We start from the raw sequence: 22,795 nt of genomic DNA, 5'->3' as shown, positions 1-22,795 counted from the left end.
GCACTGCCTATGGCGGCTGCATACCGGGCTGGCATGCAGGCAGCCTACTTTCGAGCCGCGATGGGGCGTCGTGGTTCCCTGAATCAGGCTGCGGCGCGGCGGGTGCGCCGCAGTGAAGCCTCAAGCCTGGCGGTCGGCGCCGGCCTTCGCGCGATGGCGCTCCTGGAGCCAGGCCACGATGCCCGGCACCAGGGACAGCACGATGATGCCCATGATGACCGCCGTCAGGTTGTCGTTGACCCAGGTGATATTGCCGAAAGCGAAGCCGGCCACCGTCAGCGACACGACCCACAAGGTGCCGCCGGCCACGTTATACGACAGGAAGGTGCGGTAGCGCATGCTGCCCAGCGCGGCGACGAATGGCGCCAGGGTGCGCACGATCGGCACATAGCGCGCCAGGACGATGGTCTTGGGACCATGGCGCTCGAAGAAGCGCTCGGTGTGGGCGATGTGTTCGGGCTTGATGAAGCGCAGCCGGTAGCCGTGCTTCACCCGGTCGCGGAACAGCGTGCCGATCGCGAAGTTGACGATGTCGCCGACCACCGCCGCGACGATCAGCAGCGGGATCAGGACGGGCAGCGACAGCATGCCTTTCGCCGCCAGCGCGCCGGTCACGAACAGTAGCGAGTCGCCGGGCAGGAAGGGCATCACGACGACGCCGGTCTCGACGAAGATCACGGCGAACAGCAGGACGTAGACGAGGATCTGGTATTCGGCCGCGAGGACGGCCAGGTGGCGGTCAAGGTGGAGGAACCAATCGAGGAGGGTAGTGAGCATGTGGGTTTTCTGGTCTGGTGGTTACGCACGCCCGTCGTTGCCGCGAAGGACGGGGACGACAGTGTAACGCAGGCGCGGCTTGCGAACGCATCCGGCGCATGCACTCGGCGCCATGGCGCTGGCGCCGCCTCGCCCGCCGGCGCCGCCTCATGCTAGGATGCGGGCCAACCGACCATGCCATGACCCGGGAATGGAATTGACGACCGCCACAGCCAGAAGCACCACCAACGCGCGCCCGAAGGCGCGCTCCAAGGCGCCGGAACCCCGGCAATTGCTCGACGCCGCCTGCGGCATCGTTTCCGACGGCGGCTGGGCCGCGCTGACCTTGCGGCCGCTGGCGGAACGCCTGGACGTCTCGGTCACGGTGCTGAGCAACCATTACGGCACGCGCGCGGAGGTGGTCGCCGCCATCTGCGCGGCGGCCCTGGCCGACGAAGAGCGCGTATTCGGCGGCTGGCGCGCCATGCTCGACCGGCTCGGGCGGCTCGACGCCGCGACCGCGGCCGACCTGGCCGACACGATTCTGGAACAGCTGGCCGTGGCCGAGCGCCCGCTGTCGCTGCTGTTCATCGAAGCGCTGCAAGCCGGCAGCTGGGACGAGGAACTGCGCGCCGCCCTGGCGCCGTGGTGCGAAGCGCGCATGCGCTTCTGGGCCGGCCTGGGCCGCCAGGCGCGCATGCCGGCGGCGGTGGCCGACAGCGGCTGGCTGGGCGGCTACTTCATCGACGAGCTGGCCTATAGCATCTGCCTGCACCACCTGCCGTCCTACCGCATGCTGCGGCGCCTGTGCCTGCGGCGGCTGTTCGGCCTGGTGCCCGGGGGGGAGGGCGGCGAGGACGCGCTGTTCGCCGCATTGTTCGACGCCCTCGACTACCGGGACGGCGAGATCGCCGTCAGCCATGGCGCGCGGATCGCCGCCGACTGGCCGGGCCGGGCGGCGCAGGCCAGCGCGCTGGCGCTCGTCGAACGCGGCGTCGGCGCCCTGACCCATCGCGCGATCGCGGCCGCGGCCGGCGTGCCGCACACCACGCTGAGCTACCGTTTCCCTACCCAGCACGACCTGGTGGTGGCCGGCCTCGAATACATCATCGCCAACGTCCTGCACGCGGTCGACGGCGACACCGCCGGCGCGCAGCCGCCTGCGGCGCTGGCGCGGCTGCGTACCGGCGAGGGCGGCCTGGACGTGGGCCGCGCCACTTTCGCGCTGGCGCTCGCCGCCGCCCGCATGCCCCAGCTGGTGCCCGGCGCCGCCGACATGCGCCGCCGCCGCGGCGTCAACCTGCTCAAGCTCCTGCAGCGCGAGAAGCCGCCGCTGCCCGGGCTGGACATGCTGGCGGCCCAGGTCGCGTCGATCGGCCTGATCGGTTTCACGCACACGCTGCCGGCCGGCGCCAGGGGCGATTACGCGCGCGCCTATGCCGGGCTGCTGGCCTATCTGCGCGCTGCCGCGCCGTTCGACCAACCGTCTCCGGTCCCGCCTGTCGCCCCTTAGGTTTTTCGTACATCTGTAATTTTAACGTCACACTGGCCTGTTAGAGTCACGGCTTTTCACACCTTTGGGAAAAGCATGAGCACTCGTTCCGGCCGCAGCGCGGCCCTCACCCTGGCCGCCTGCGCGGCCGCCTGCAACGCGGCCTGGGCTGCGGCGCCCGACGCGCCCACGGCCGGCCAGCAGGCCGAACTCCCGGCCGTCATCGTGACGGCGCAGCGCCGCAGCGAAAACCTGCAGGCGGTGCCGATTTCGGTCACTGCCGTCAGCGGCAAGGCGCTGGAAGATGCCGGCTACCAGTCGGTCACCGACCTGCAATACCTGGTGCCGGGCCTGCAATACGACCCGACCCAGGGCGCCGCCTTCCAGATCCGCGGCGTCGGCAGCCAGTCGTTCGACTTCTCGAATGCCAAGTCGGTCAGCGTGGTGGTGGACGAGGTGGTAATGGACGCTCAGCGGGCCAATGGCCTGATCGGCCTGGTCGATATCGGGCGGGTCGATGTGCTGATGGGCCCCCAGGGCACGCTGTTCGGCAAGAACGCGACCTCGGGGGTGATGTCGGTGACCACGGCCAGGCCCGAGCTGGGCGTGCTGTCGGTGGACGCCGCGGCCAGCTACGGCCAGCGCCGCGACCACCAGTACAGCGCCACCGTCAATGCGCCGCTGGGCGAGCGCGCCGCGCTGCGCATCTCGGCTTTCGACCAGGGGCAGGGCGGCTACGGTACCTACACGACCCTGGGGCGCGAGCTGGGCGAGGTCAAGGAGCATGGCTACCGCGCCCGCGCGCTGTTCCAGCCGAGTCGCGAACTGGAGATCATCCTGTCCAATGACTACCAGCGGCACTGGGACAGCAATATTCGTACATCCGTCTCTGGTGCGCCGGAACACGTGACCGCCGCCCAGCTCGCAGCCGGGGTGACCCCCGGCCCGCGCAACGCCAATAACGCCGACGCCTCGTTCGGTGAGCTGACCACCGAAGAGTGGGGCACCTCGCTGCGCCTGCGCTACCAACTGGGCGACGCGAGCCTGACTTCGATCACCGCCTACCGCGGCTCCACCTACGACAACGATACGCCGGCCAACCTGGTGCCGCACCACATCTATGCCTATGTCCCGTACAACAAGGGGCAACTGGAGACGTCGAAGTACAGCCAGGAATTCAGGCTGGCCTCGGCCTCCGGCGGCTTCGTCGAATACGTGGCGGGCCTGTTCTACAACAAGCTCGACGCCGAGCAGACCCAGTTGCAGTGGGCCACGCTGGGCGCGCCGCTGCTGTCGCCGGCCGGCGTGCCCTTGACCCAGCTGTACGCCGTCACCGGCGCCATCGGCAAGCCGGGCAATGCCTCGCTGTTCGATGCGCGCAGCGAGACCGTCGCCGCCTTCGGCCAGATGAAGTTCAACCTGACGCCGCAGGCCAGCGTGTCGGTCGGCGCGCGCTACACGCGCGACCGCAACAGCCAGTCGCTCGACTACATCGATGTCCCGAGCCGGCCGATCACCGGGGTGGACAACAGCTTCGTGGCCACCGCCCCGCCGCCGCTGTACCAGGACGGTACGGTCGACGGCAACGATTTCTCGTACCGGGTCGCGCCGCAATACCGGCTGTCGAAAGACACGATGCTGTACGCCAGCTACACCACCGGCTACAAGCCGGCCGGCATCGCCTTCGTCGGCAATAAGTACAATCCCTATCGCGACGAGACGGTCAAGAGCCTCGAGTTGGGCGTCAAGTCGGAGCTGCTGGGGCGCACGCTGCGGCTCAATGCCAATGTGTTCGCGCAAAAATTCACCGATTTCCAGACCACGGTGGTGACCACGATCCCGGGCAGTCCGACCCTGCAGGCCGTGATCGGCAATGCGGGCGGCTTGCGCAGCACGGGCGCGGAACTGGGCGCCACCTGGCGCGCCATGCCGGCGCTGACCCTGAACGCGGCGCTCAACTACACCAACGGCAAATACACCGACTATGTGTACGACGCCAGGACCGACTACACCGGCAGCCGCCTGACCAACTCGCCGCGCTGGGCCGGCACCTTCGGCGTCGACTACCAGGCCATGATTGGAGCGAACACGCAAATGCGGGCGCACCTGGACATGGCGGTGCGCAGCAAATTATGGACCATCGTCGGCCAGCCGGCCTACTCGCGGGTGCCTGGCTATGCGCTGGTCAATGCGCGCGTGACCTTGTCGCCGGGCGACGGCGACTTCGAATACGGCCTGTATGCGCGCAATCTGTTCAACCGCTATTTCTCGACCGGCTACCAGCCGTACGGCCCGTTGGGCCTGCTGCACTACACGACGCCGAATGCCTACCGCACGCTGGGCGCCTTCGCCAAATACCACTTCTGAGGCCGCGACATGAAACAGATACTGATGCTGGCCGCGGCGCTGGCGTGCGCATGCGCGATGGCCGCCGATGCACCCGACTTGCCGGGCGACCTGCGCATCAACGCGCTGCAGGTGCTCGGCACCCATAACAGCTATTCGCAAGGTCTCGATCCGCGCATGGCGGCGCTGTTCGAGGAGCGGCTGGGCGACTCGCTCGGGCGGCTGGTCGAGCGCATGCCGCCGGCCGCGCGGGCGCTGTTCGAGGAGGAGCACCCGAACCCCATGCGGCCGTCCGAGATGCTGCGCTACGCGCATCCTTCGCTGGCGGCGCAGCTCGACCTGGGCGTGCGCAGCCTCGAACTGGACGTGAATCCCGATCCCGAAGGCGGCCGGTTCCTGGACCCGGCCGGCTACCGGCTGCTGCGCGCCCAGGGCGCTGCCGGCCTGCTTCCCCATGACGCCACCGGCATGGACAAGCCGGGCTTCAAGGTGCTGCACATTCCCGACATCGATTTTCGCAGCAGCTGCCCGACCCTGCGCATTTGCCTGGCGCAGGTGCGCGCCTGGTCCGACGCGCATCCCGGCCATGTGCCGCTGTTCCTGCTGGTCGAGGCCAAGAACCAGCACATGCCGATCCTGCCCGACGCCACGGAAACCGTGCCGTTCACGCCGGCGCTGTTCGACGCGCTCGACCGCGAACTGGTGGAGGCGATGGGCAGGGAGCGCATCATCACGCCGGACGACGTGCGCGGCGACCACGCCACGCTCAACGCTGCGGTCCGCGCCGGCGACTGGCCGACCCTGGCGCAGGCGCGCGGCAAGGTGTTGTTCCTGATGATCACGGCCAATGGTCCGGACGGCGCCGCCGGCTACCTGGAAGGCCATCCTTCGCTGCGCGGCCGCGCGGCCTTCCTGCGCGCCCAGCCCGGCGAGGAGCACGCGGCCTTCCTGATGTTCGACAACGCGCTGGTGCGCGGCGCCGAGATTCGCAGGTATGTCGACGAAGGCTATCTGGTGCGGACCCGCTCCGACATCGAGACCCATGAGGCCAAGGTCGACAGCCACGAGCGGGCGGACGCGGCCTTTGCCAGCGGCGCGCAGATCGTGTCGACCGATTTCGAGGTGGAGGGCAATGGCTATGGCACTGATTATGTGGTGCGGCTGCCAGGTGGCGGGAGCGCGCGCTGCCGTCCCGGCGCCTGTCCGCGCGCCGGGACGGCCGGCCGCCGGTGACGGCCTGGGTGGGTTATGTGTTGCACGACCTGCCGCGGAATGTGTTGATGAGCGCCGCGACGCCGATGCTATCATCGGGCAATGAAAATCCTGCAACATCGCCACGTTGGACAGGGGCGGGTCCGCGGTGGACTGCGCATGCTGGCGGCGCTGGCGCTGCTGCTGCCGTCGATCGCGCTGGCGCTGGTATTGTCGGCGCCGGTGGCGGCGGCAACCGCGCACGAACATGACCCCGACCGCCTGGAGCACCGGCGCTGGCTGTCCGCCAATGGCGGCCCGAGCCAGGTCGGCGCGATCGTCGACGGCGCCGACGGTTATCTCTGGCTCGGAACCAACGATTCCCTGGTGCGCTTCGACGGCCTGCGCTTCCGGCGCCACCCGTCCGACGCGCGCGGGGCGCCGGCCATCGTGTCGTCCTTGCTGGCGCAGGGCGACAGCCTGTGGGTCGGACTGCGCAGCGGCGGCGTGGCCCTGGCCCGTCACGGGGCCGCGCTCGCGCGCGAGCGTAGTCCCGACGCCCCGGCCGGGGTGGTGTTCGGCCTGGCGCAGGATCGTCGCAAGGCCGTCTGGGCCGCCGCCGAAGACGGCCTGGCGCGGCGGGTGGACGGCGCCTGGCGGCGCATCGGCCGCGACCAGGGCATCGATGACGCCAGCGCCCGCGCCGTGTTCGTCGACCGCGCCGGCGTGCTGTGGGTCGCCGGCGAACACAAGCTGTACTACCTGCGCGACGGCGACCGGCGCTTCACCGACACCGGCCTGCAGGTCGATGGCGTGAGCCAGATCGCGCAGGCGCCCGATGGCGCGCTCTGGTTGGCCGAGCGCCGGGGCGGCCGGGTGCACCGGGTGGTGCTGGACGGTCGCGCGCTGTCGTCCGGCACGACGCGCCTCGATGTGCCGGCGACAAGCCTGACGTTCGACGGCGCCGGCGGGCTGTGGCTCGGTACGACCGGCCGCGGCCTGCTGCACGTGGCGCGTCCCGACGGCGTCGCGGCGCTGGCCGGCGCCAGCCGCTTCACGGCCAGGCAGGGCCTGAGCTCGGACTTCGTGTGGCGGCTGCACCTGGACGGCGCCGGCAACCTGTGGGTCGGCACCAATGCCGGCCTGGATCGCTTTCGGCCGCGCATCCTGGCGCCGTCGGCTTTCCCTGCAGGCGCGCTGAACGTGGCGCTGGCCGCCGCCGGCGACGGCAGCCTGTGGGGCGGACCGGGCAGCGGCTCGGCGCTGCGCCTGCAGGATGGCCACGTGCAGGCGCTGGCCATGCCGGCGCCGGTCAACAGCGCGCTGCGCGACGCTGGCGGCGGCATCTGGATGGCCGGCCCGGCGGGCATCTGGCGTTCGAACGGCACGCAGTTGACGTTCGTCGCCGGCCTGCCGCCCGGCGCCACCGGCCAGGCGCCGGTGCGCGCGATGGCGCGCGATGCGCAAGGCGTGCTGTGGGTCTCGATCAACAAGGTCGGCCTGTTCCGGCTCGAGGCGCACGGGTGGGCGAGGGCGCCGGTGGCGCCGGGCCGCGACAGCCAGCGCATGCCGGTCAGCGCGCTGGCCGCGCCCGACGGCTGGCTGTGGTTCGGCTACCGCGACGGCCTGCTCGAAGCGCGCCGCGGCGGGCAAACGCTACGCTGGAACGCGTCCGAAAGTCTCGACCTCGGCCACGTCACCGCGCTGGCCCACCATGCCGGCCGCACCTGGGTCGGCGGCCAGCATGGCCTGGCCTATGTGGAAGCGGGCCGCCTGCGCCGCCTGCCGCTGCCGGACGACGGCGTGTTCGACAACATCTATGCCATCGTCCCGGTGCCAGGGGCCGACGGTCGCGAGGTCGACCTGTGGCTGCATGCCCGGGCGGGTATCTTCCAGATCGGCGCCGCCGAACTGCGGCGCGCCGCCGCCACGCCCGGCCATCGTCTGCGCTACCGCTCCTTCGACGCCCTGGGAGGCCTGGCGAACGACCCGCACCAGATACTGCCCTTGCCGACCGCCGTGCGCGCCGCCGATGGCCGGCTGTGGTTCTCGACGGGCGGCGGCGTGGTGTCGCTCGATCCGGCGCGCCTGCCGCCGGCCGAACCGGGACCGGCGGTCGAGATCGAGGCCGTCAGCGTCGACGGCGCCAGGCTCGCGTCCGATGCGCCGCTCAGCCTCGGGGCGGGAGTGCAACGCATCGCCATCGACTACACGGCGCCGAGCCTGGCCGCGCCGGAGCGCCTGAGCTTCCGCTACCGGCTGGACGGCTTCGATACCGACTGGGTGGACGCCGGCCGCGCGCGCCAGGCCATCTATACCGGGCTGGCGCCGGGCGCCTACGTTTTTCGCGTCATTGCCCTGAACAAGGATGGCGTGCCGAGCCCGCGCGAGGCCGTGCTGGTGCTGCGCGTCGCGCGCGCCTTCTACCGCCATCCGCTGTTCCTCGCGGCGGCCGGCCTGCTTCTGCTCGCGGCCTTGCGGATGGTTTACCGGACCACCGCGCGGCGCGCGGCAGAGCGCGTGCGCGACCGCCTGCAGGAGCGCCACCGCGAACGCGAACGCATCGCGCGCGAGCTGCACGACACCTTGCTGCAGGGCGTGCATGGACTGGTGCTGCGCTTCCAGGCGGCGGCCGACGTGCTGCCTCCCGGCGCCCCCGCCCGGGCGCAGCTGGAGCAGGCGCTGGCGCGCGCCGACCAGGTGCTGGTCGAAGGGCGTGACCGCGTGCGCGCGCTGCGCGGCGGGCCGCTCGACGTGCGCGAGCTGCACGAGGCGCTGGCGGCGGCGGGCGAGGAACTGGCCTCGCAGTGGGCTTGCGGCTTCGCGTTTACGGTTGGAGGAACGGTCAGGCGCCTGCAGCCGGCCATCCTGGACGAGGTCTACCGGATCGGACACGAGGCGCTGCGCAACGCCTTCGCCCATGCCCGGGCGGCGCAGGTGACGGTGGACGTGGCCTACCGGCGCGGCGCCTTCGTGCTGACGGTGGCGGACGACGGCTGCGGCATCGACCCGTCCTGGCTCGAGGAGCACGGCCGGCCCGACCACTGGGGCTTGCGCGGCATGCGCGAACGCGCCGAGCGCATGGGCGCCAGGCTGGACATCCATAGCGGCGCGGTGCCGGGCGGTGCGATGGGCGGGCGCGGCACGCGGGTCGTGCTGGCGCTGCCGGCGCGCACAGCCTACAGGCGCCGCCCGTTCTGGCGGCGGGGCTGGCTGCGCGGCGCCTGAGCCGTCGAAGCCCGATCCTCCGGGATGGTTAACAGGTAAGCCAGGCGAGGATGAGCGAACACAGCTCGTCTGAGGCGGTCTGTTCGGTCACGTGTTCGCGCACCATGGCGTCCGACAGCGCCTCGGCCGCGCCGATGATGGCGATGCAGCGGCGCTGCACGACGTCGCCGGGCAGGCTCGACACCGGCGCCAGGGCGGCATGGAAGAAGTCCACATAGCCGTCGAGCATCTGCTGCCGGCAAGCCTGCATCCGGGCATCGCCCCGCATCGCGGCGCCGATCGCATGCCATTCCGGCCCGAGCGCGGCATGGCAGGCCATGTAGGCGTCCGACACGACGCGGGCGATGTCGGACAGGACAGGCGACGTTTCGGTAAGCACCGCTGCGACCGCGGCCAGGCGGCGCTCGTTGATTTCACGATACAGGGCGATGAGCAGGCCCGAACGGGTCTCGAAATGGCTGTAGGCGATCGGCTTGCTCACGCCGGCATGGCGGGCCAGCTCGCCCAGGGTCAGCGCATCGGTGCCGCATTCGCGCACGATGGCGTGCGCATGATCGAGCAGCTGCGCCCTGCGGTCGGCCCTCGGTAACTTGTTCGTCAACTATTGTCCTTCGCTTGACGGCATGCGCAGCGCGCGTATAGTTGCTACCAACGGTTGCTACCAACGGTAACTTACCATTGGTAGCTAACACGTCGGCCTGACGCGCGTTGTTCTTGCGGGTATTGTGACAGAAACTGCGCGCCCCGCCGACTCTACGAAGAGAGGTCAGTCATGTCGTCGATGTCACGCAAACTTCATTCTTCCACGCCGCAGTCCGGTGCGCCGCCATCCCGCGCCAGAAGATCCGTGCTGCTGGCGTCCTCCGTGGCCGGCCTGGGCCTGGCCGCTCCGGCCCTGGCGACGCTCCAGCGTCCCGCTGCGCCGCCCCTGCGCCGGCACAGGCTGAGCATCAACGGTGAATCGTTCCACGTACTCGAGCAGGGAGAGGGGCCGGCGGTGCTGTTCTGCCATGGGTTTCCCGATACCGCCGAGACCTGGCGCAGCCAGATGCGCGCCGTGGCCGAGGCGGGCTACCGCGCGCTGGCGCTCGACATGCGCGGTTTCGGCGAGAGCTTTGCGCCGCCCGATGCCAGCCAGTACACCTCGCTGCACATCGTCGGCGACCTGGTCGGTGTGCTGGACGCCCTGAAGATCGAGCGCGCGGTCATCGTCGGCCACGACTGGGGCGCCGACCATGCCCAGCGTGCGGCCCTGCTGCGGCCCGACCGTTTCCACGCGCTGGTCAGCATCAGCATCCCGTACGCTCCGCGCGGCGACGTCGATACCTGGAGCGACTTGCGCAACAAGGGGCTGGGCGAACGCTACTATGCGCTGGACTGGATCAAGCCCGGGCGCGAGACCTTGTTCGCTCCCGCATCGCAATCGATCCCCGCGATCCTGTACTGGCTATCGGCCAGCCCGCCGCCCGGACAGCGCTGGGATCCGGTCGATCCGGCGCGCGGCATGCTGCGCCCGGCGCCGGTGGCCGCGCCGCCATGGGCCGATCCGGCCTATGTGTGGCACACGGTGCGCGCCTTCGAGAAGAGCGGCTTTCGCGGCGGCTTGAATTACTACCGGGCCTTGCCCCTCAGTTTCGATCTGATGTCGGCCTTCAGGCATGCCGCGATCCGCCAGCCCTCGCTCTATGTCTGGGGCGCGGCCGACGGCCTGTGCCGGTTTTTCCACCCGACGACGCCGTCGCTGGAGGAGCTGCGGCGCTTCCAGCCCCGGCTGGTAAAGCAGGTGCGGCTGGAAGACGTCGGGCACTGGGTCCAGCACGAGGCGGCGCAGCGCCTGAACGAGGAACTCATCGGCTTCCTGCAAGGGCTGGACGCCGGCTGATAACGACGCTGTGCGCGACGGCCTCCGCGGGATATGGCGAGGCGGGGGCAGGCCATTGGCGGGAGTGCGCCGCCCGCCCCGATCTGCTATCTTCGCCGGCATCGAAGGAAAGGAATCCGGATGCATTCGAGCGCGACGAACACGTTTCTGGCCTTGGCCTTGACCTTGGCCGTGGCCCTGGCACCGCCAGCCCCGGCGCACGCGGCCCCGCCCGACGCGCAGCCGGTGCACATGATCGTGCCGCTCGCCCCCGGGACCACCGCCGACCTCGCGGCGCGCCTCATCGGCCGCCATTTTTCACAGGCGCTGGGCCGGCCGGTGGTGGTCGAGAACCAGCCCGCCGCCTCCGGCGTGCCGGCGACCGCGCAGATCGTGCGCGGGGCCAGGGATGGATCGGTGCTGGGCATGGTCGCCTCGAACCACGTCATCAATCGCGCCATGGGCAAGGCGCTGCCGTTCGATCCGCTCACCGGCGTGGCGCCGATCACCGTGATCGGCAGCTTTCCGCTGGTGCTGGTGGCGATTCCCTCCTTGCCGGTGCAAGGCGCGCAAGACCTGATCGCACTGGCCAGGGCGCGGCCGGGCGTGCTCAACTACGGCTCCGGCGGCGCCGGCAGCCTGCTGCACCTGGCCGTCGAACTGCTGCGCGCCGAGGCGGGCGGCTTCGACGTCCAGCACGTGCCCTATAACGGCACGGCGCAGATGACCGCCGACCTGCTGCGCAAGCAGGTGCAGTTCGGCTTCCTGTCGGTGACGGTGGCGACGCCCCTGATCCGCAGCGGCAAGCTGCGCGCGCTGGGCGTGTCGACCCGGGAGCGCTCGGCCTTCCTGCCGGGCGTGCCGACGCTGGCCGAGCAGGGCTTGCCGGGCTATAGCTTCGACGCCTGGCTGGCGCTGGTGGCGCCGGCCGGCCTGCCGCCGCAACTGGTGGCGCGCTACCATGCGCTGGCGCGCGAGGCGCTGGCCGCGACCGAGGTGCGGGATGCGCTGGCGCGGCAGGGGATGACGTTCATCGGCAACAGCCCGGCGCAGGCGGCCACCTTCCTGGCGTCCGAACTGGACAAGCATACGGCGCTGGTCAGGCAGTCCGGGGCGGCGCTGGAGTAGCGGACCATCGTGCATCCGGCCGGGACGGCGCAGCGTAACTATCCGGGAACGCTGCACCCCCTCCCACTTCCATGGAAAGCACGATGAACAAGCCATCCCGACACGTCGCTCACGCCAATGAGGCCGCGCACCCGGTCCTGCTGTATTCCTGCCTGAGCGCCCTCACGACCCTGCTGGCGGCGCTGGTGCTGGCCGCCGCCAGCTCCAGCGCGAGCGCACAGACCGACGCCACCGCTACCGCGAGCGCCCGTCCGCCGCGCTACGAAACCCTGCCCGCGGTGCCGCCGCTGCCGGCGCTGGCCGAGCAGGGCCACGTCGAGCATGCGGGCGCGCGCATCTGGTATGGCATCGTGGGCCATGGCTCGCCCGTGATCCTGCTGCATGGCGGCCGCGCCAGCAGCCTGGGCTGGGGGCACCAGGTGCGCGCGCTGGTGGCGCGCAAGCATCGCGTGATCCTGGTCGACAGCCGCGGCCATGGCCGCAGCACCCTGGGCGAGCAGCCGCTGTCGTATGCCTTGATGGCGCAGGACGTCGCGGCGGTGATGGACCGGCTCAAGCTGCGCCGCGCCGCGGTGGCCGGCTGGAGCGACGGCGCCATCGTCGGCCTGGAACTGTCGATGCGCCAGCCGCAGCGCGTGAGCCGGCTGTTCGCCTTCGGCCCCAACGTCAACCAGCGCCACATCGAGGCGCCGCTGCCGTCGCCGGTGCTGCCGCTGATCGGCCCGCGCCTGCGCGCCGACTACGAGGCCATCGCCCCCGATCCGCAGGGCTTCATGCGGCTGGGCGATGCGGTGGCGGCGATGCAGGCCAGGGAGCCCGACTACACCGACGCCCAGCTGGCGGCGCTGCGCGGCCCGGCGATCGCGATCGCGGCGGCCGACCACGATGAATTCATCACCATGCGCCACTTCAAGTACGCGGCCGCCGTCATCCCCGGCGCGCGCCTGCTCGTGCTGCGCAAGGTCAGCCACTTCGCACCTTGGCAGGATCCGGCCGGCTTCAACGAAGCCCTGCTCGACTTCCTCAATCACTGACCCGGCCGGAGGATATGCGATGAACAATCCGCAGCTCGACCGCACGCTGGACCCCAGCCTTTTCAGCTGGGTGGCGTCGGCGAACGCCCCGGACACCGACTTCCCGATCCAGAACCTGCCGTTCGGGCGCTTCCGGCGCAAGGGCGAACTGGCCTGGCATATCGGCGTCGCCATCGGCGACCAGGTGCTCGACCTCGAACGCGCCGGCCTGCTGGCGGACGCCGACATGAACCGCTTGATGGGACAGGGAAGGGCGGCGCGCGAGGCGCTGCGCAACGCCGTCTCGCGTGGCCTGGCCGAGGGCAGCGCCAAGCGCGAAGCCTGGCTGGCGCGCGCCGCCCTGGTGGCCCAGGCCGATGTCGAGCTGGGGCTGCCGTGCGCGATCGGCGACTACACCGACTTCTATACCGGCATCCACCATGCGACCGCGGTCGGACGGATGGTCTTTCCCGACAGTCCACTCGGTTCCAATTACAAGTGGGTGCCGCTGGCCTATCACGGCCGCGCCTCGTCGATCGGCGTCTCCGGCCAGCGCTTCCACCGTCCGCACGGCCAGGCGCTGGCCCCGGGCGCACCTGCAATCGAGCCGGTACTGGGCCCGTCGACCTGCGTCGATTTCGAGCTTGAACTCGGCGCCTTCATCGGCAAGCCGAATGCGTCCGGGGCCCGGGTCGCGATCGGCGACGCCGAGGAACACCTGTTCGGCTTCACCCTGCTCAACGACTGGAGCGCGCGCGACATCCAGGCCTGGGAATACCATCCGCTCGGGCCTTTCCTGTCGAAGAGCTTCGCCACCACCATCTCGCCCTGGATCGTCACGCCGGAGGCGCTGGCGCCGTTTCGCGCGCCGTCGTTGCGGCCCGAAGGCGACCCCGCGCCGCTGCCGTATCTCGACTCCGCGCGCAACCGCGAGCTTGGCGCGATCGACATCACCCTTGAGGTATGGCTCCAGAGCGCGGCCATGGCGCGCGCCGGCCTGCCGCCCGAACGCCTGATGCGGTCGAACTACCGCGACGCCTATTGGACCGTGGCGCAGATGATTGCCCACCATGCGGTGGGCGGCTGCAAGCTGCGCAGCGGCGACCTGCTCGGCACCGGCACCCTGTCCGGACCGCAGCCGGAGCAGGGCGGTTCGCTGCTCGAGCTGGGCGCCGCCGGACGGCGCTCGCTGGCGCTGTCGAATGGCGAGACGCGCCGCTGGCTCGCGGATGGCGACACCGTCATCCTGCGCGGCTTCTGCGAGCGGCCGGGCTACCGGCGCATCGGGTTCGGCGCATGCGCCGGGACCGTGCTGGCGGCCATGCCGATGGCGCGTGCCTGCGCCGCGCGCTGACCCCCAATCGTTTCAGCGGCCCGGACGCGGCTTGCCGATATTATTGAGAATGGGATATCATTATCGAATTCCTGTGATACTCCGAGTTCCCCGATAATGAAAATAAAGCTGCTCCCCCTGGCGCTGGGCCTGTCCGGCCTCGCGCCCGCCGTCCATGCCGCCGACCCCGCCATCGTGATGGGCGAGGTGCGCGTCAGCGCCCAGCGCGATGCCGGCGCGCTGCGCTCGAGCACCGTCCTGACCTCGGTCGACGTGCTCGGCGCCGACAAGATCGAGGACAAGAACGTGACCAATAGCTGGGAGCTGGTCGGCCAGCTGCCCGGCATCCAGCTCACCGAAACCCGCATGGGCGCCGAGTCGGGCAAGGTGACTTTCCGCGCCTTCAATGGCGAGGGCTATATCAACGGCATCAAGGTGCTGATCGACGGCATTCCGAGCAACGTCAACAGCGGCAACCAGCGCTTCATCGACATGATCTTCCCGCTGGAAGTCGACTATATCGAGGTGGTGCGCGGCACCAATGACCCGCGCTACGGCCTGCATAATATCGGCGGCAACATCAACTTCGGCACGCGCCAGGGCGGCAACTACCTCGACGGCCGCTTCACGGTCGGCAGCTTCAATACCCGCGAGGCCCAGCTGGCCTACGGCAAGGAAGCTGACGGCTTTTCGCAGAACTATTTCCTGGCCAAACAGGATACCGACAGCTACCGCCGCAATCACGGCGATTCCGACAAGTACTCGGTGGGCGGCAAGTGGTTCCTGACCTCGAAGGACAAGTCGCTGACCGGCGGCGTGATCCTGCGCACCTACCGCCACGACGCCGACGAGCCTGGCTTCCTGACGGCCGCGGAGCTGGCCCAGGACCGGCGCCAGTCGCCGGCCAAGAATGCCAACGACTTCACCGAGCGCGACATGCACCATGCGAGCGCGCACCTGGACTGGCAGATCTCGCCAAATGCCTTCCTCAGTAACAAGCTGTACTACAACGAGTACAAGGACGACCGCCGCGTCACCTTCACCAGCAACCCGGCCGGCCACGCCCCGCGCCAGCGCCGCCTGTGGGACGAGCAGCAGCTCGGCTTCATGAGCACGCTGACCTGGCGCGCCAGCGAGCGTGTGACGGTCGATGGCGGCGTCAACACCGAGCGCCAGGACAATGGCTACAAGCGCCAGCGCTATCTGTACGCGCTGCCGAGCGATTTCAGTACCCCGGCCGCGATCCAGAACGACGACCGCTACAAGCTCAACAACGTCGGCGCCTATGTGCAGGCGGTCATCAAGGCCACCGACACCCTGAGGATCGTTCCGGGCTACCGCGTCGACCGCTTCACGGGCAGCAGCTCGCTGCCGGGCGTGGCAGGGGCCGGCCAGACCGCCGGCTTGCAGGACTATGGCTGGATCAAGCAGCCCAAGTTCAGCATGGTGTACAGCCCGGCCAAGGACGTGAGCGTGTATGGCAACTGGGGACGCACCTTCCAGATTCTCACCGGCTCGGTCGGCCCGGCCTATCTGGTGCCGGGCCAGGCGCCGTTCGACGCCTCGGTCAATACCGGCAAGGAAGTCGGCATCAAGCTGAAAGCCAGTGCGCGCAGCGACCTGCGCCTGGCGATCTGGCGCCAGGATGCGACCGGCGAAGTGGCGAATATGCCGGCCACCGGCACCACGGTCGGCCTGGGCGAGACGCGGCGCGAAGGCATCGACCTGCAATTGTCGGGCAAGGTCACGGACAAGCTCGAGCTGTGGGCCTCGCATTCGCTGCAAAAGGCCGAAGTGGTCAGTGCCTTTGCCGCCGACGGCGTGTCGCTCGCGGGCAAGGAAGTATTCTCAACGCCGCGCCACATCAGCAATGTGGGCCTTGACTACCACCCGTCCGCGCGCTGGCACTTCGGCCTGCAGGGCCGGGCCCAGGGCAATTACTTCATTGATAGCCCGAACGAGCTGGGCAAGTACGGCGGCTTTGTGCTGTTCGACGCCAATGTGCGCTACGCAATTACGCCGCGTGTGAGCGTCGACGTGCAGGTCAAGAATATCGCGGACCGCCGCTATGAATACGCGTGGTACGACAATTTCTTCTGGCCAGCGAGTCAGGCGCAGCCGATGTATTCGTCGGGCAATGGCCGGGCGGCGTATGTGTCGCTGAACGTGAAACTGTAGTTCCAGAACTTGCATTCAGCCGGCGGATCGATTCCTTCGCCAGCCTAAAAACGTCGTCCCCGCGCAGGCGGGGACCCAAGTATTTATACGAACCACTTAACAAAAATTAAGTGGCTACGCATGTAAGCTTGGGTCCCCGCCTGCGCGGGGACGACGTTGTTGCGCGGGGACGACGTTGTTGCGCGGGGACGACGTTGTTGCGCGGGCAGTAGCGACGCGCCTGGTGCAGTGCTTGTTAGCCGACCTGGCTGCCCAGGGCCGCCTCGTAGCGGCGTTCGACTTCGGCCCAGTTGATGATGTTGAAGAAGGCCGCGATATAGTCAGGGCGCTTGTTCTGGTATTGCAGGTAATAGGCGTGTTCCCACACGTCCAGGCCCAGGATCGGCGTGCCGCCCGACATGCCGGCAAACTCGCCCATCAGCGGATTGTCCTGGTTGGCGCTGCTTTCGACCAGCAGCTTGCCGTCCTTGCCCAGGGTCAGCCAGGCCCAGCCGCTACCGAAGCGGGTTTGCGCGGCCTTGGTGAAGGCGTCCTTGAAACGGTCGAAGCCGCCCAGATCGTCCTCGATGGCCTTGGCCACCTTGCCGGAAGGCTGGCCGCCATCCGGGCTCAGCACGGTCCAGAACAGCGCGTGGTTGGCGTGGCCGCCGCCGTTGTTGCGCACCACGTTCTGGATGTTCTGCGGCAGCGCGCCGATATTGCCGATCAGTTCTTCAACCGGCACCTCGGCCACGCTGGCCTCGGCCAGGGCGTTGTTGACGTTGGTGATATAGGTCTGGTGGTGCTTGGTGTGATGGATTTCCATCGTGCGCGCATCGAAATGCGGCTCGAGGGCATCGTAGGCGTACGGCAGTGGCGGCAGTGCATAAGGCATGATCATTCTCCGTTCAGATGGTTGGGAACACTGTTCCGGCATGAAACGTTGCACCGGGACCGGTCGGTCCCGCGGTTTGCATGGTCAGGTCGTATTACACAACCTCAAGCGTGCTTGAGGTCAAGTGGAATGCGCGACCCTCTCGATCGCGCCGTTCCGGCGACGTGCCATGCGGGCAAAACCGGCAAGAAGGACGGGGCGCGCGAACGCGACCCCAGGGACAACTCACCGGGCGCCTGGTCTTGTCCAGAATACCAGCATCCCGAGGATGCTGGCGCGCCAGGTGAGCGTGAAGGCGATCGTCAGCGTGGCGCCGGCCAGCGCCATGAACCATACCAGCACCGCGATCGATGGCGAATCCACCGTCAGGCAGAGGACCAGCGACAGCAGCAGGCTTGCTGCGCCGCCCAGGCGCAGGGTCTTGGCCAGGGCCGGGGGGAGAGGCGCCGCACCCCTTGCCTGGGTCCAGTGCACGTCCATCGACAGGGCGAACCAGCCCATGCCGGCCAGGGAGGCCAGCAGGGCCAACAGCAGGAGCAGCGCATCAGGCATGACCGGCCTCCAGGGTCACGTTCTTGACCGCCAGCGGGCGCGCTTCGCGCTGGCGCAGCTTGCGCGCGGCCAGCACCGCCAGCACGGCGCCGGTGAGCATGAACAGGTCGGCGCCGGCCACCGGCCAGTAGCCGGAAGCGATGGTGCGCAGCAGGTGGTCGCCGGTGGTGATCCAGTTGAGCACCGGCGCCGTCACTGCCAGCACGGCGACTGCCAGGCATTGCTCGCGCCAGGCCGGGGCCAGGCGGCCATCGGCGACGGCGGCGGTGCGCCAGAAGGCGTGCGCGCCGGCCACGATCCAGCTACCCCAGAACAGGTATTTCTCCATCGCGCCGCGCAGCGGCCAGCCGGCCGGCATGACGTCGGGCAGCAGGCGGTTGGCGATCAGCATGCACAGGGTGGCCACCAGCATGCCGGTGACGACCGTGACCGACATCGCGTCGACCACGCGCGCGCCGCTCACGCCCTGCTTGGCATGCTGCCGCTTGCGTTTCTCGACGAAGAAGAACAGGCCGGTGGCGATGCAGGCCGCGCCCGACAGGCCGCCCAGCACGTACAGCCAGCGCAGCAGCCAGTGCTTGAAGTGCTGCAGGTGCAGGCCGGTCAGGAACTCATTGATGCGCGCCACCACGGTCGGCGGCGGGTCCTCGCGCAGCAGCTCGCCGGTGGAGGCCTTGAAGTGGATGCCTTCGCCGGTCAGCTGCACGCGGTCGGTGCCGGCGCGGTACACGCTGACATAGCTGTTGGCGTCGCCCACGTGCTGGATGTTCAGGTAGCCGACGTCGCCGGCCATGCCCTTGGCGGCCCAGCGGCGCTGGGCTTCGGCCACCATGGCGTCGACCGAGGCGATCGGGGCCGCCACGCCGGCGCGGTCGTGCGGCAGGCCGGTTTCCTTCGATTCCATCAGTTCGTGGCGGTCGTGCAGCGGGGTCAGCTGGGTATGCGTGACGGGGAAATAGATGTAGGCGAAGATCACCAGGCCGGTGAAGGCGAAGAAGAAGTGGAAGGGCAGGGCCACGACGCCGGTCAGGTTGTGCAGGTCGAGCATGCTGCGCTGGGTGCTCTTCTTCGGACGGAAGGTGAACAGTTCGCGGAAAATCTTGCGGTGCATGATGACGCCGGTGACCAGGGCCATCAGCATCATGAGGGCCGAGAAGCCCACGATCCAGTAGCCGACGTTCTTCCAGTCGAAGGTCAGGCTGTAGTGCAGGGGATAGAAGAATTCGCTGCCGATCTTGAGGCGATCCACTGGCAGGGCATCTCCCGTGCGCGGGTCGACCGTGCGGTTGGCCCAGATCGCCGTTTCGTGGTCCTTAGCGTTCGGCACTTCGTAGCCGGCGAACAGCAGCAGCACCGGATCGCGGTGGGTGGTATAGGCGCCCCAGCTGCGCGGCGTGTCGAAATGGGCCGGCAGCGGGCCGTTGGCCAGTGGCGCCGTCATGGCGCGGGCGGCGGCGTCGGGCTGCATCTCCTTGAAGATCGGCGCCAGCATCTTGTCGAACGACGGCATCGGCTGCGGTTCGTAGCGGGTGTCGGGGATGGCCCAGCGGTCGATTTCGCGGTCGAACACGGACAGCGAGCCGAAGAAGAACACGACCATCAGCACCAGGCCCAGCGCCAGGCCGAACCAGGTGTGCAGCCAGGCCATCGTGTGGCGGAAGTTAGGGAACATATCAGACTCCCGACGCGATGATCAGGCTCTGCAGCCACCAGGCCACCGCGCTCATCAGCGCGCCGCCGCCTACCAGCACCAGCGCTACCTTGCGCAATCCCTGGGTGGCGAAGGCCACCAGGAAGGCGGTCAGGAAGACCAGGAAACCGATGATGTAGGACAGGTGCTCGGCATCGTGGAATTCCATGCCGAGGCTGTACAGCAGGGCGATGCCCAGGGCGACGACGCCCCAGGTGAAGGCGTAGCCGCCGAGGATGGCCACCGCGGTGCGCGTGGCGATGTGGCGGGGCGTGAGAGTCAGTGAGGTCATGGGCGCGCTGGTTGGGCGTGGCAGAATGAAAAGCTGTAAATGCGACAGCAAATGATAATCATTCTCATGATAGATGCATCACGCCGCCTTGACAAGCAATCGCGCCGATTTTGAACACGGCCGTGGCAGGCAGGCGTCGGACGCCTTGCGCGTCGCGAGCCGGGCGCATGACTGTATTGACTAGCGCAGTGCCTGGGCCTCGCGCTGGCTGGCGAGCGGGCGAATCTCGGTGCTTTGCTGTATGGTATTGCGCCAGCCATCCGGTCCCAGCACCCACATGCGCACGAACCGTCCGCGCAGCCGGCTGGCGCCTTGCATCTCGGCCCGGAAGCGCCCGGTGACGAGCGCCGCGCGGCCATTGTCGAGCAGCCTGATTTCCATATCGTCGACTTCGTAGGAACGGAATTCGAACTCATCGCGGCTCAGGAGTTGCAGGAATTCGGTCTTGGTGCGGGCGCGGCCGCCCGTCTCGACGTGGTAGTAGTCGCCGCTGATCAGCTTGCGCAACGAGGCCACGTCGCGGCTGGCGACGGCCTGGGCGCGGTGCTGCTCGGCCGCGCGCAGCGCCGCCAGGTCGCCTGAGGTCGCGCCGCTACTTGCCGTGCTGGCAGTGGCGGCCCTTGGTACGCCGGGCTGGCGAAGCTGCTCCATGCTGGCGGTGGCCTGGGAGGCGGCCAGACAAAGCAGGGCGGACGGCAGGAGGGGCAGAAAGCGCATGGTCGGCATCAGAGTGGTGGCATTCGCAAGTATATAAATACTTGCAAGTAAGTATGTAACAAAGTTTTTCAGCGTTGTGACATGGGACCCGCTGCGCGTGGTGTGCGAAGGAGCTTCCTTCCTCGTCGTAACAGGATTAGGATGTGAACATGGCGTGCGGCCTGCGCCGCATGCCGGCTACCCAAATCCAGGAGATCACCATGCATACCGCAGATTCACAGGACGTCCCCGCGGACAGGAACACGCTGCGCATCGACCTGCTGCGGGTCGGCCTGGCGACCGCGATGATTCTCCTGGCGCCGTTGGTCGCCATGCAATTCACGCGTCAAGTGGCGTGGACTGGCGGCGATTTCGCCGCCGCCGCACTGCTGCTGGCCGGTGCCGGGCTGGCCTGCTTGCGTACCGCGCGCCGGGCGGCGCGCTGGCGGCCATGGCAGCGGGTCGCCGCCGTCGGCGCGCTGGCGCTGGTCTTCGCCGCGCTGTGGGTGGAGTTGGCGGTCGGTGTCTTCTTCGGTTTGGGCAGCTGACGGGTAGCTGACGGGGCGCTGGCCCGGGCGCAAGCGCCGCGCGCTCTCGCTGGAAGCTGTCGAAACAGTTTCCTAGCGCAGCCGCAGCTCCTCGAACCGGAAGGGCTGGGCGATGAACACCGTATTGCAGACTGTGCTCGGGTAGATATAGTCGAAGGCGACCCTGCCCGCGCTGTCGACCGCCACCAGCCGCGCCTGGGTACGTTGCTCCAGCGACGAATAGGCTACCAGGTATTGCCCTGGCGCCCCTTCATACGCTGACGAACAGATGTCTGACAGTAATTCGCGGTCGGCATCCCAGGTCCAGACTTCGCGCGCCGTGCGTGCGTTTTCATCGATCGCATAACGCGACGGCGTGCTGTAGCTGCGGTTCTGGCCGGCCGGTGCGCCCGGAGGTTGTTCTGCGCTGGCCAGCCCGTTATTGAACAGCAGCAGTTCGCGGTTGGGCGCGACCGACAGCGAGTGCTGGCCGATCGGCACCTTGCCTTCGGTGACGCGCAGGGCCAGCGCGCGTAGCGTCGGATAGTTGACGTACCAGTGCTTGGTGGTGTCGCCCAGCAGCCAGCGGATGGCGCCCGTGTCGTAGTCGAGCTTGACGACGAAATTCTCGCGGCTCGAGATCAGCAGCGAATTGTCGTGGGCATCGTAGATGGCCGAGTTCATGTGGAACCAGTCGATGCCGTCGCGCACGAAGGTGTCGGGATTGTCGCCGCCGGCGCGCATCGTCGCGCGGAAGATCTGGCCCAGGTCCCATTCCTTGAGCACCCGCCCCGAGATGTCGATCTCGGCCACGATCGACTCCACCAGCCGCACATTGCCGACCAGGGCGTCGAGTTCGGCCAGGAAGCCGGTCTTGCCGTGCGCCAAGTCATGGTGGAAGTTGGTGAAGCGCGCGTCGTCGAGCCGGCTGCTGCGCACGCTGCCGTCGACGTCGACCTGGTGCAGCAACGGAGCGTCCGGGTCGCCCACATAGAACGCGTCGTCGCCGAACAGCGAGGAGATTGAACTGCCGGGCGCGCTGCCGGCCCAGCGGATCTGGCCGTCGCTGTCGAGGATGACCGGCGTCGTGACGCCGTTCTTGATCAGCATGTATTCGATACCGGGCGAGCCCGCCCCTCGCGCGGTGCGCACCTCGGGCGTGGCATAGACCGTGGCCGGGCCGGTGTAGGGGCCGGTGGCCACCGCCACCTGCGTCACGTGGGTCGATCCGTCGCGAAAGCGTGTCGTGAGCGTGAGCTCGTTGCGGTGGTTGGCATACAGGCCGAAGACGGGGACGGCGATGCGCTTGCCGGAAGCATCCCAGGCCGCGCGCCGTCCGAGCCAGGCGTGGTCGTAGGTGACCGCAACCGGCCGCGAATGTGAACCCGGACGGCCGGCGATCGTGTAGTGCACGCTGTCGAGGTGGGCGAAGTTGTCCAGCGTATAGCTCAGCTGCGCCACGAAAGGCGTGGCGCCGGCCGACTGGGCGATGGCGCCGATCCCCGCGCGCTCGGCCTGGGTCTTGTCGTCGTCGCTGCCGCAGGCGGACAACAGGATGGTTATCAGTATCCAGAGCAAAAGCGTGGCTGGCGACTTCATGCTTTCTCCCGCGGGTCGGTGCCGAATCCTCGAAGCGAG

General features: G+C 68.8%; 18 protein-coding genes. 10 read left to right on the top strand and 8 right to left on the bottom strand.

Features of this window, described 5'->3' with window-relative positions:
* Positions 1 to 120 precede the first annotated feature (120 nt).
* A complete protein-coding gene (locus AC3A6F_RS16710; RefSeq protein WP_487682647.1) occupies positions 121 to 777 on the bottom strand; it encodes a VTT domain-containing protein in 657 nt (218 codons plus the stop codon).
* A 190-nt stretch (positions 778 to 967) separates the two neighbouring features.
* Between AC3A6F_RS16710 and AC3A6F_RS16705 the strand changes: the two genes are divergently transcribed.
* From AC3A6F_RS16705 to AC3A6F_RS16690, 4 genes are all read left to right on the top strand, one after another.
* Positions 968 to 2,269: a TetR/AcrR family transcriptional regulator gene (locus AC3A6F_RS16705; protein ID WP_487682645.1), complete on the top strand. Its 1,302-nt coding sequence runs from the start codon at positions 968 to 970 to the stop codon at positions 2,267 to 2,269.
* A gap of 75 nt (positions 2,270 to 2,344) precedes the next feature.
* Entirely contained in the window at positions 2,345 to 4,615 is a 2,271-nt protein-coding gene (locus tag AC3A6F_RS16700; RefSeq protein ID WP_487682643.1) for a TonB-dependent receptor, read from the top strand.
* Between the two features lie 9 nt (positions 4,616 to 4,624).
* A complete protein-coding gene (locus AC3A6F_RS16695) occupies positions 4,625 to 5,827 on the top strand; it encodes a Ca2+-dependent phosphoinositide-specific phospholipase C (protein WP_487682641.1) in 1,203 nt (400 codons plus the stop codon).
* Positions 5,828 to 5,908: 81 nt separating this feature from the next.
* Entirely contained in the window at positions 5,909 to 9,013 is a 3,105-nt protein-coding gene (locus AC3A6F_RS16690) for a sensor histidine kinase (RefSeq protein WP_487682639.1), read from the top strand.
* A 28-nt stretch (positions 9,014 to 9,041) separates the two neighbouring features.
* Here the strand turns inward: AC3A6F_RS16690 and AC3A6F_RS16685 are convergent, their stop codons facing one another.
* On the bottom strand, positions 9,042 to 9,614 hold the full coding sequence (locus tag AC3A6F_RS16685; protein WP_487682637.1) for a TetR/AcrR family transcriptional regulator: 573 nt from the start codon (positions 9,612 to 9,614) through the stop codon (positions 9,042 to 9,044).
* A gap of 246 nt (positions 9,615 to 9,860) precedes the next feature.
* Here AC3A6F_RS16685 and AC3A6F_RS16680 point away from each other — a divergent pair, with 246 nt between their 5' ends.
* From AC3A6F_RS16680 to AC3A6F_RS16660, 5 genes are all read left to right on the top strand, one after another.
* Positions 9,861 to 10,895, top strand: coding sequence for an alpha/beta fold hydrolase (locus tag AC3A6F_RS16680; protein WP_487682635.1), 1,035 nt, complete (start codon positions 9,861 to 9,863; stop codon positions 10,893 to 10,895).
* Positions 10,896 to 11,048: 153 nt separating this feature from the next.
* On the top strand, positions 11,049 to 12,002 hold the full coding sequence (locus AC3A6F_RS16675; protein ID WP_487682633.1) for a tripartite tricarboxylate transporter substrate-binding protein: 954 nt from the start codon (positions 11,049 to 11,051) through the stop codon (positions 12,000 to 12,002).
* 83 nt (positions 12,003 to 12,085) lie between these two features.
* Positions 12,086 to 13,036 (top strand): alpha/beta fold hydrolase, encoded by a 951-nt coding sequence (locus AC3A6F_RS16670; RefSeq protein WP_487682631.1) that lies wholly within the window; start codon positions 12,086 to 12,088, stop codon positions 13,034 to 13,036.
* A 19-nt stretch (positions 13,037 to 13,055) separates the two neighbouring features.
* Positions 13,056 to 14,369: a fumarylacetoacetase gene (fahA, locus tag AC3A6F_RS16665; protein WP_487682629.1), complete on the top strand. Its 1,314-nt coding sequence runs from the start codon at positions 13,056 to 13,058 to the stop codon at positions 14,367 to 14,369.
* 96 nt (positions 14,370 to 14,465) lie between these two features.
* Positions 14,466 to 16,526 carry a TonB-dependent receptor gene (locus AC3A6F_RS16660; RefSeq protein ID WP_487682627.1) on the top strand — a complete coding sequence of 687 codons (2,061 nt, stop codon included), beginning with the start codon at positions 14,466 to 14,468 and terminating at the stop codon, positions 16,524 to 16,526.
* A 235-nt stretch (positions 16,527 to 16,761) separates the two neighbouring features.
* Here the strand turns inward: AC3A6F_RS16660 and AC3A6F_RS16655 are convergent, their stop codons facing one another.
* The 5 genes from AC3A6F_RS16655 to AC3A6F_RS16635 form a co-directional block, all read right to left on the bottom strand.
* Positions 16,762 to 17,400, bottom strand: a complete 639-nt coding sequence (locus AC3A6F_RS16655) for a superoxide dismutase (RefSeq protein WP_487682625.1) — start codon at positions 17,398 to 17,400, stop codon at positions 16,762 to 16,764.
* Between the two features lie 225 nt (positions 17,401 to 17,625).
* A complete protein-coding gene (locus tag AC3A6F_RS16650) occupies positions 17,626 to 17,952 on the bottom strand; it encodes a DUF3325 family protein (protein WP_487682623.1) in 327 nt (108 codons plus the stop codon).
* Complete coding sequence (locus tag AC3A6F_RS16645; RefSeq protein WP_487682622.1) at positions 17,945 to 19,624, bottom strand: PepSY-associated TM helix domain-containing protein; 1,680 nt, start codon at positions 19,622 to 19,624, stop codon at positions 17,945 to 17,947. Before AC3A6F_RS16645 ends, AC3A6F_RS16650 begins: the two co-directional genes overlap by 8 nt.
* A 1-nt stretch (position 19,625) precedes the next feature.
* Positions 19,626 to 19,934: an iron uptake protein gene (locus AC3A6F_RS16640; protein WP_487682620.1), complete on the bottom strand. Its 309-nt coding sequence runs from the start codon at positions 19,932 to 19,934 to the stop codon at positions 19,626 to 19,628.
* Between the two features lie 180 nt (positions 19,935 to 20,114).
* Positions 20,115 to 20,651 carry a nuclear transport factor 2 family protein gene (locus tag AC3A6F_RS16635; RefSeq protein WP_487682618.1) on the bottom strand — a complete coding sequence of 179 codons (537 nt, stop codon included), beginning with the start codon at positions 20,649 to 20,651 and terminating at the stop codon, positions 20,115 to 20,117.
* Positions 20,652 to 20,851: 200 nt separating this feature from the next.
* Between AC3A6F_RS16635 and AC3A6F_RS16630 the strand changes: the two genes are divergently transcribed.
* The gene (locus tag AC3A6F_RS16630) at positions 20,852 to 21,178 is read left to right on the top strand and encodes a hypothetical protein (protein ID WP_487682616.1); all 327 of its coding nucleotides are present in this window, start codon (positions 20,852 to 20,854) and stop codon (positions 21,176 to 21,178) included.
* Between the two features lie 72 nt (positions 21,179 to 21,250).
* On the opposite strand, the gene AC3A6F_RS16625 is transcribed toward AC3A6F_RS16630, so the two are convergent.
* On the bottom strand, positions 21,251 to 22,756 hold the full coding sequence (locus AC3A6F_RS16625) for an aryl-sulfate sulfotransferase (RefSeq protein ID WP_487682614.1): 1,506 nt from the start codon (positions 22,754 to 22,756) through the stop codon (positions 21,251 to 21,253).
* Between the last annotated feature and the right edge of the window lie 39 nt (positions 22,757 to 22,795).

It is taken from the genome of Massilia sp. Soil_C_3 (genome assembly GCF_057657035.1).
The sequence above is the reverse complement of the archived record's forward strand: the minus strand, read 5'-3'. Positions and strand labels throughout refer to the sequence as shown.

Coding starts and splice junctions, on each gene's coding strand:
- AC3A6F_RS16710 (WP_487682647.1), bottom strand. CDS start 777: ATGCTCACTACCCTCCTCGATTGGTTCCTCCACCTTGACCGCCACCTG.
- AC3A6F_RS16705 (WP_487682645.1), top strand. CDS start 968: ATGGAATTGACGACCGCCACAGCCAGAAGCACCACCAACGCGCGCCCG.
- AC3A6F_RS16700 (WP_487682643.1), top strand. CDS start 2,345: ATGAGCACTCGTTCCGGCCGCAGCGCGGCCCTCACCCTGGCCGCCTGC.
- AC3A6F_RS16695 (WP_487682641.1), top strand. CDS start 4,625: ATGAAACAGATACTGATGCTGGCCGCGGCGCTGGCGTGCGCATGCGCG.
- AC3A6F_RS16690 (WP_487682639.1), top strand. CDS start 5,909: ATGAAAATCCTGCAACATCGCCACGTTGGACAGGGGCGGGTCCGCGGT.
- AC3A6F_RS16670 (WP_487682631.1), top strand. CDS start 12,086: ATGAACAAGCCATCCCGACACGTCGCTCACGCCAATGAGGCCGCGCAC.
- fahA (WP_487682629.1), top strand. CDS start 13,056: ATGAACAATCCGCAGCTCGACCGCACGCTGGACCCCAGCCTTTTCAGC.
- AC3A6F_RS16660 (WP_487682627.1), top strand. CDS start 14,466: ATGAAAATAAAGCTGCTCCCCCTGGCGCTGGGCCTGTCCGGCCTCGCG.
- AC3A6F_RS16655 (WP_487682625.1), bottom strand. CDS start 17,400: ATGCCTTATGCACTGCCGCCACTGCCGTACGCCTACGATGCCCTCGAG.
- AC3A6F_RS16650 (WP_487682623.1), bottom strand. CDS start 17,952: ATGCCTGATGCGCTGCTCCTGCTGTTGGCCCTGCTGGCCTCCCTGGCC.
- AC3A6F_RS16645 (WP_487682622.1), bottom strand. CDS start 19,624: ATGTTCCCTAACTTCCGCCACACGATGGCCTGGCTGCACACCTGGTTC.
- AC3A6F_RS16640 (WP_487682620.1), bottom strand. CDS start 19,934: ATGACCTCACTGACTCTCACGCCCCGCCACATCGCCACGCGCACCGCG.
- AC3A6F_RS16635 (WP_487682618.1), bottom strand. CDS start 20,651: ATGCGCTTTCTGCCCCTCCTGCCGTCCGCCCTGCTTTGTCTGGCCGCC.
- AC3A6F_RS16630 (WP_487682616.1), top strand. CDS start 20,852: ATGCATACCGCAGATTCACAGGACGTCCCCGCGGACAGGAACACGCTG.
- AC3A6F_RS16625 (WP_487682614.1), bottom strand. CDS start 22,756: ATGAAGTCGCCAGCCACGCTTTTGCTCTGGATACTGATAACCATCCTG.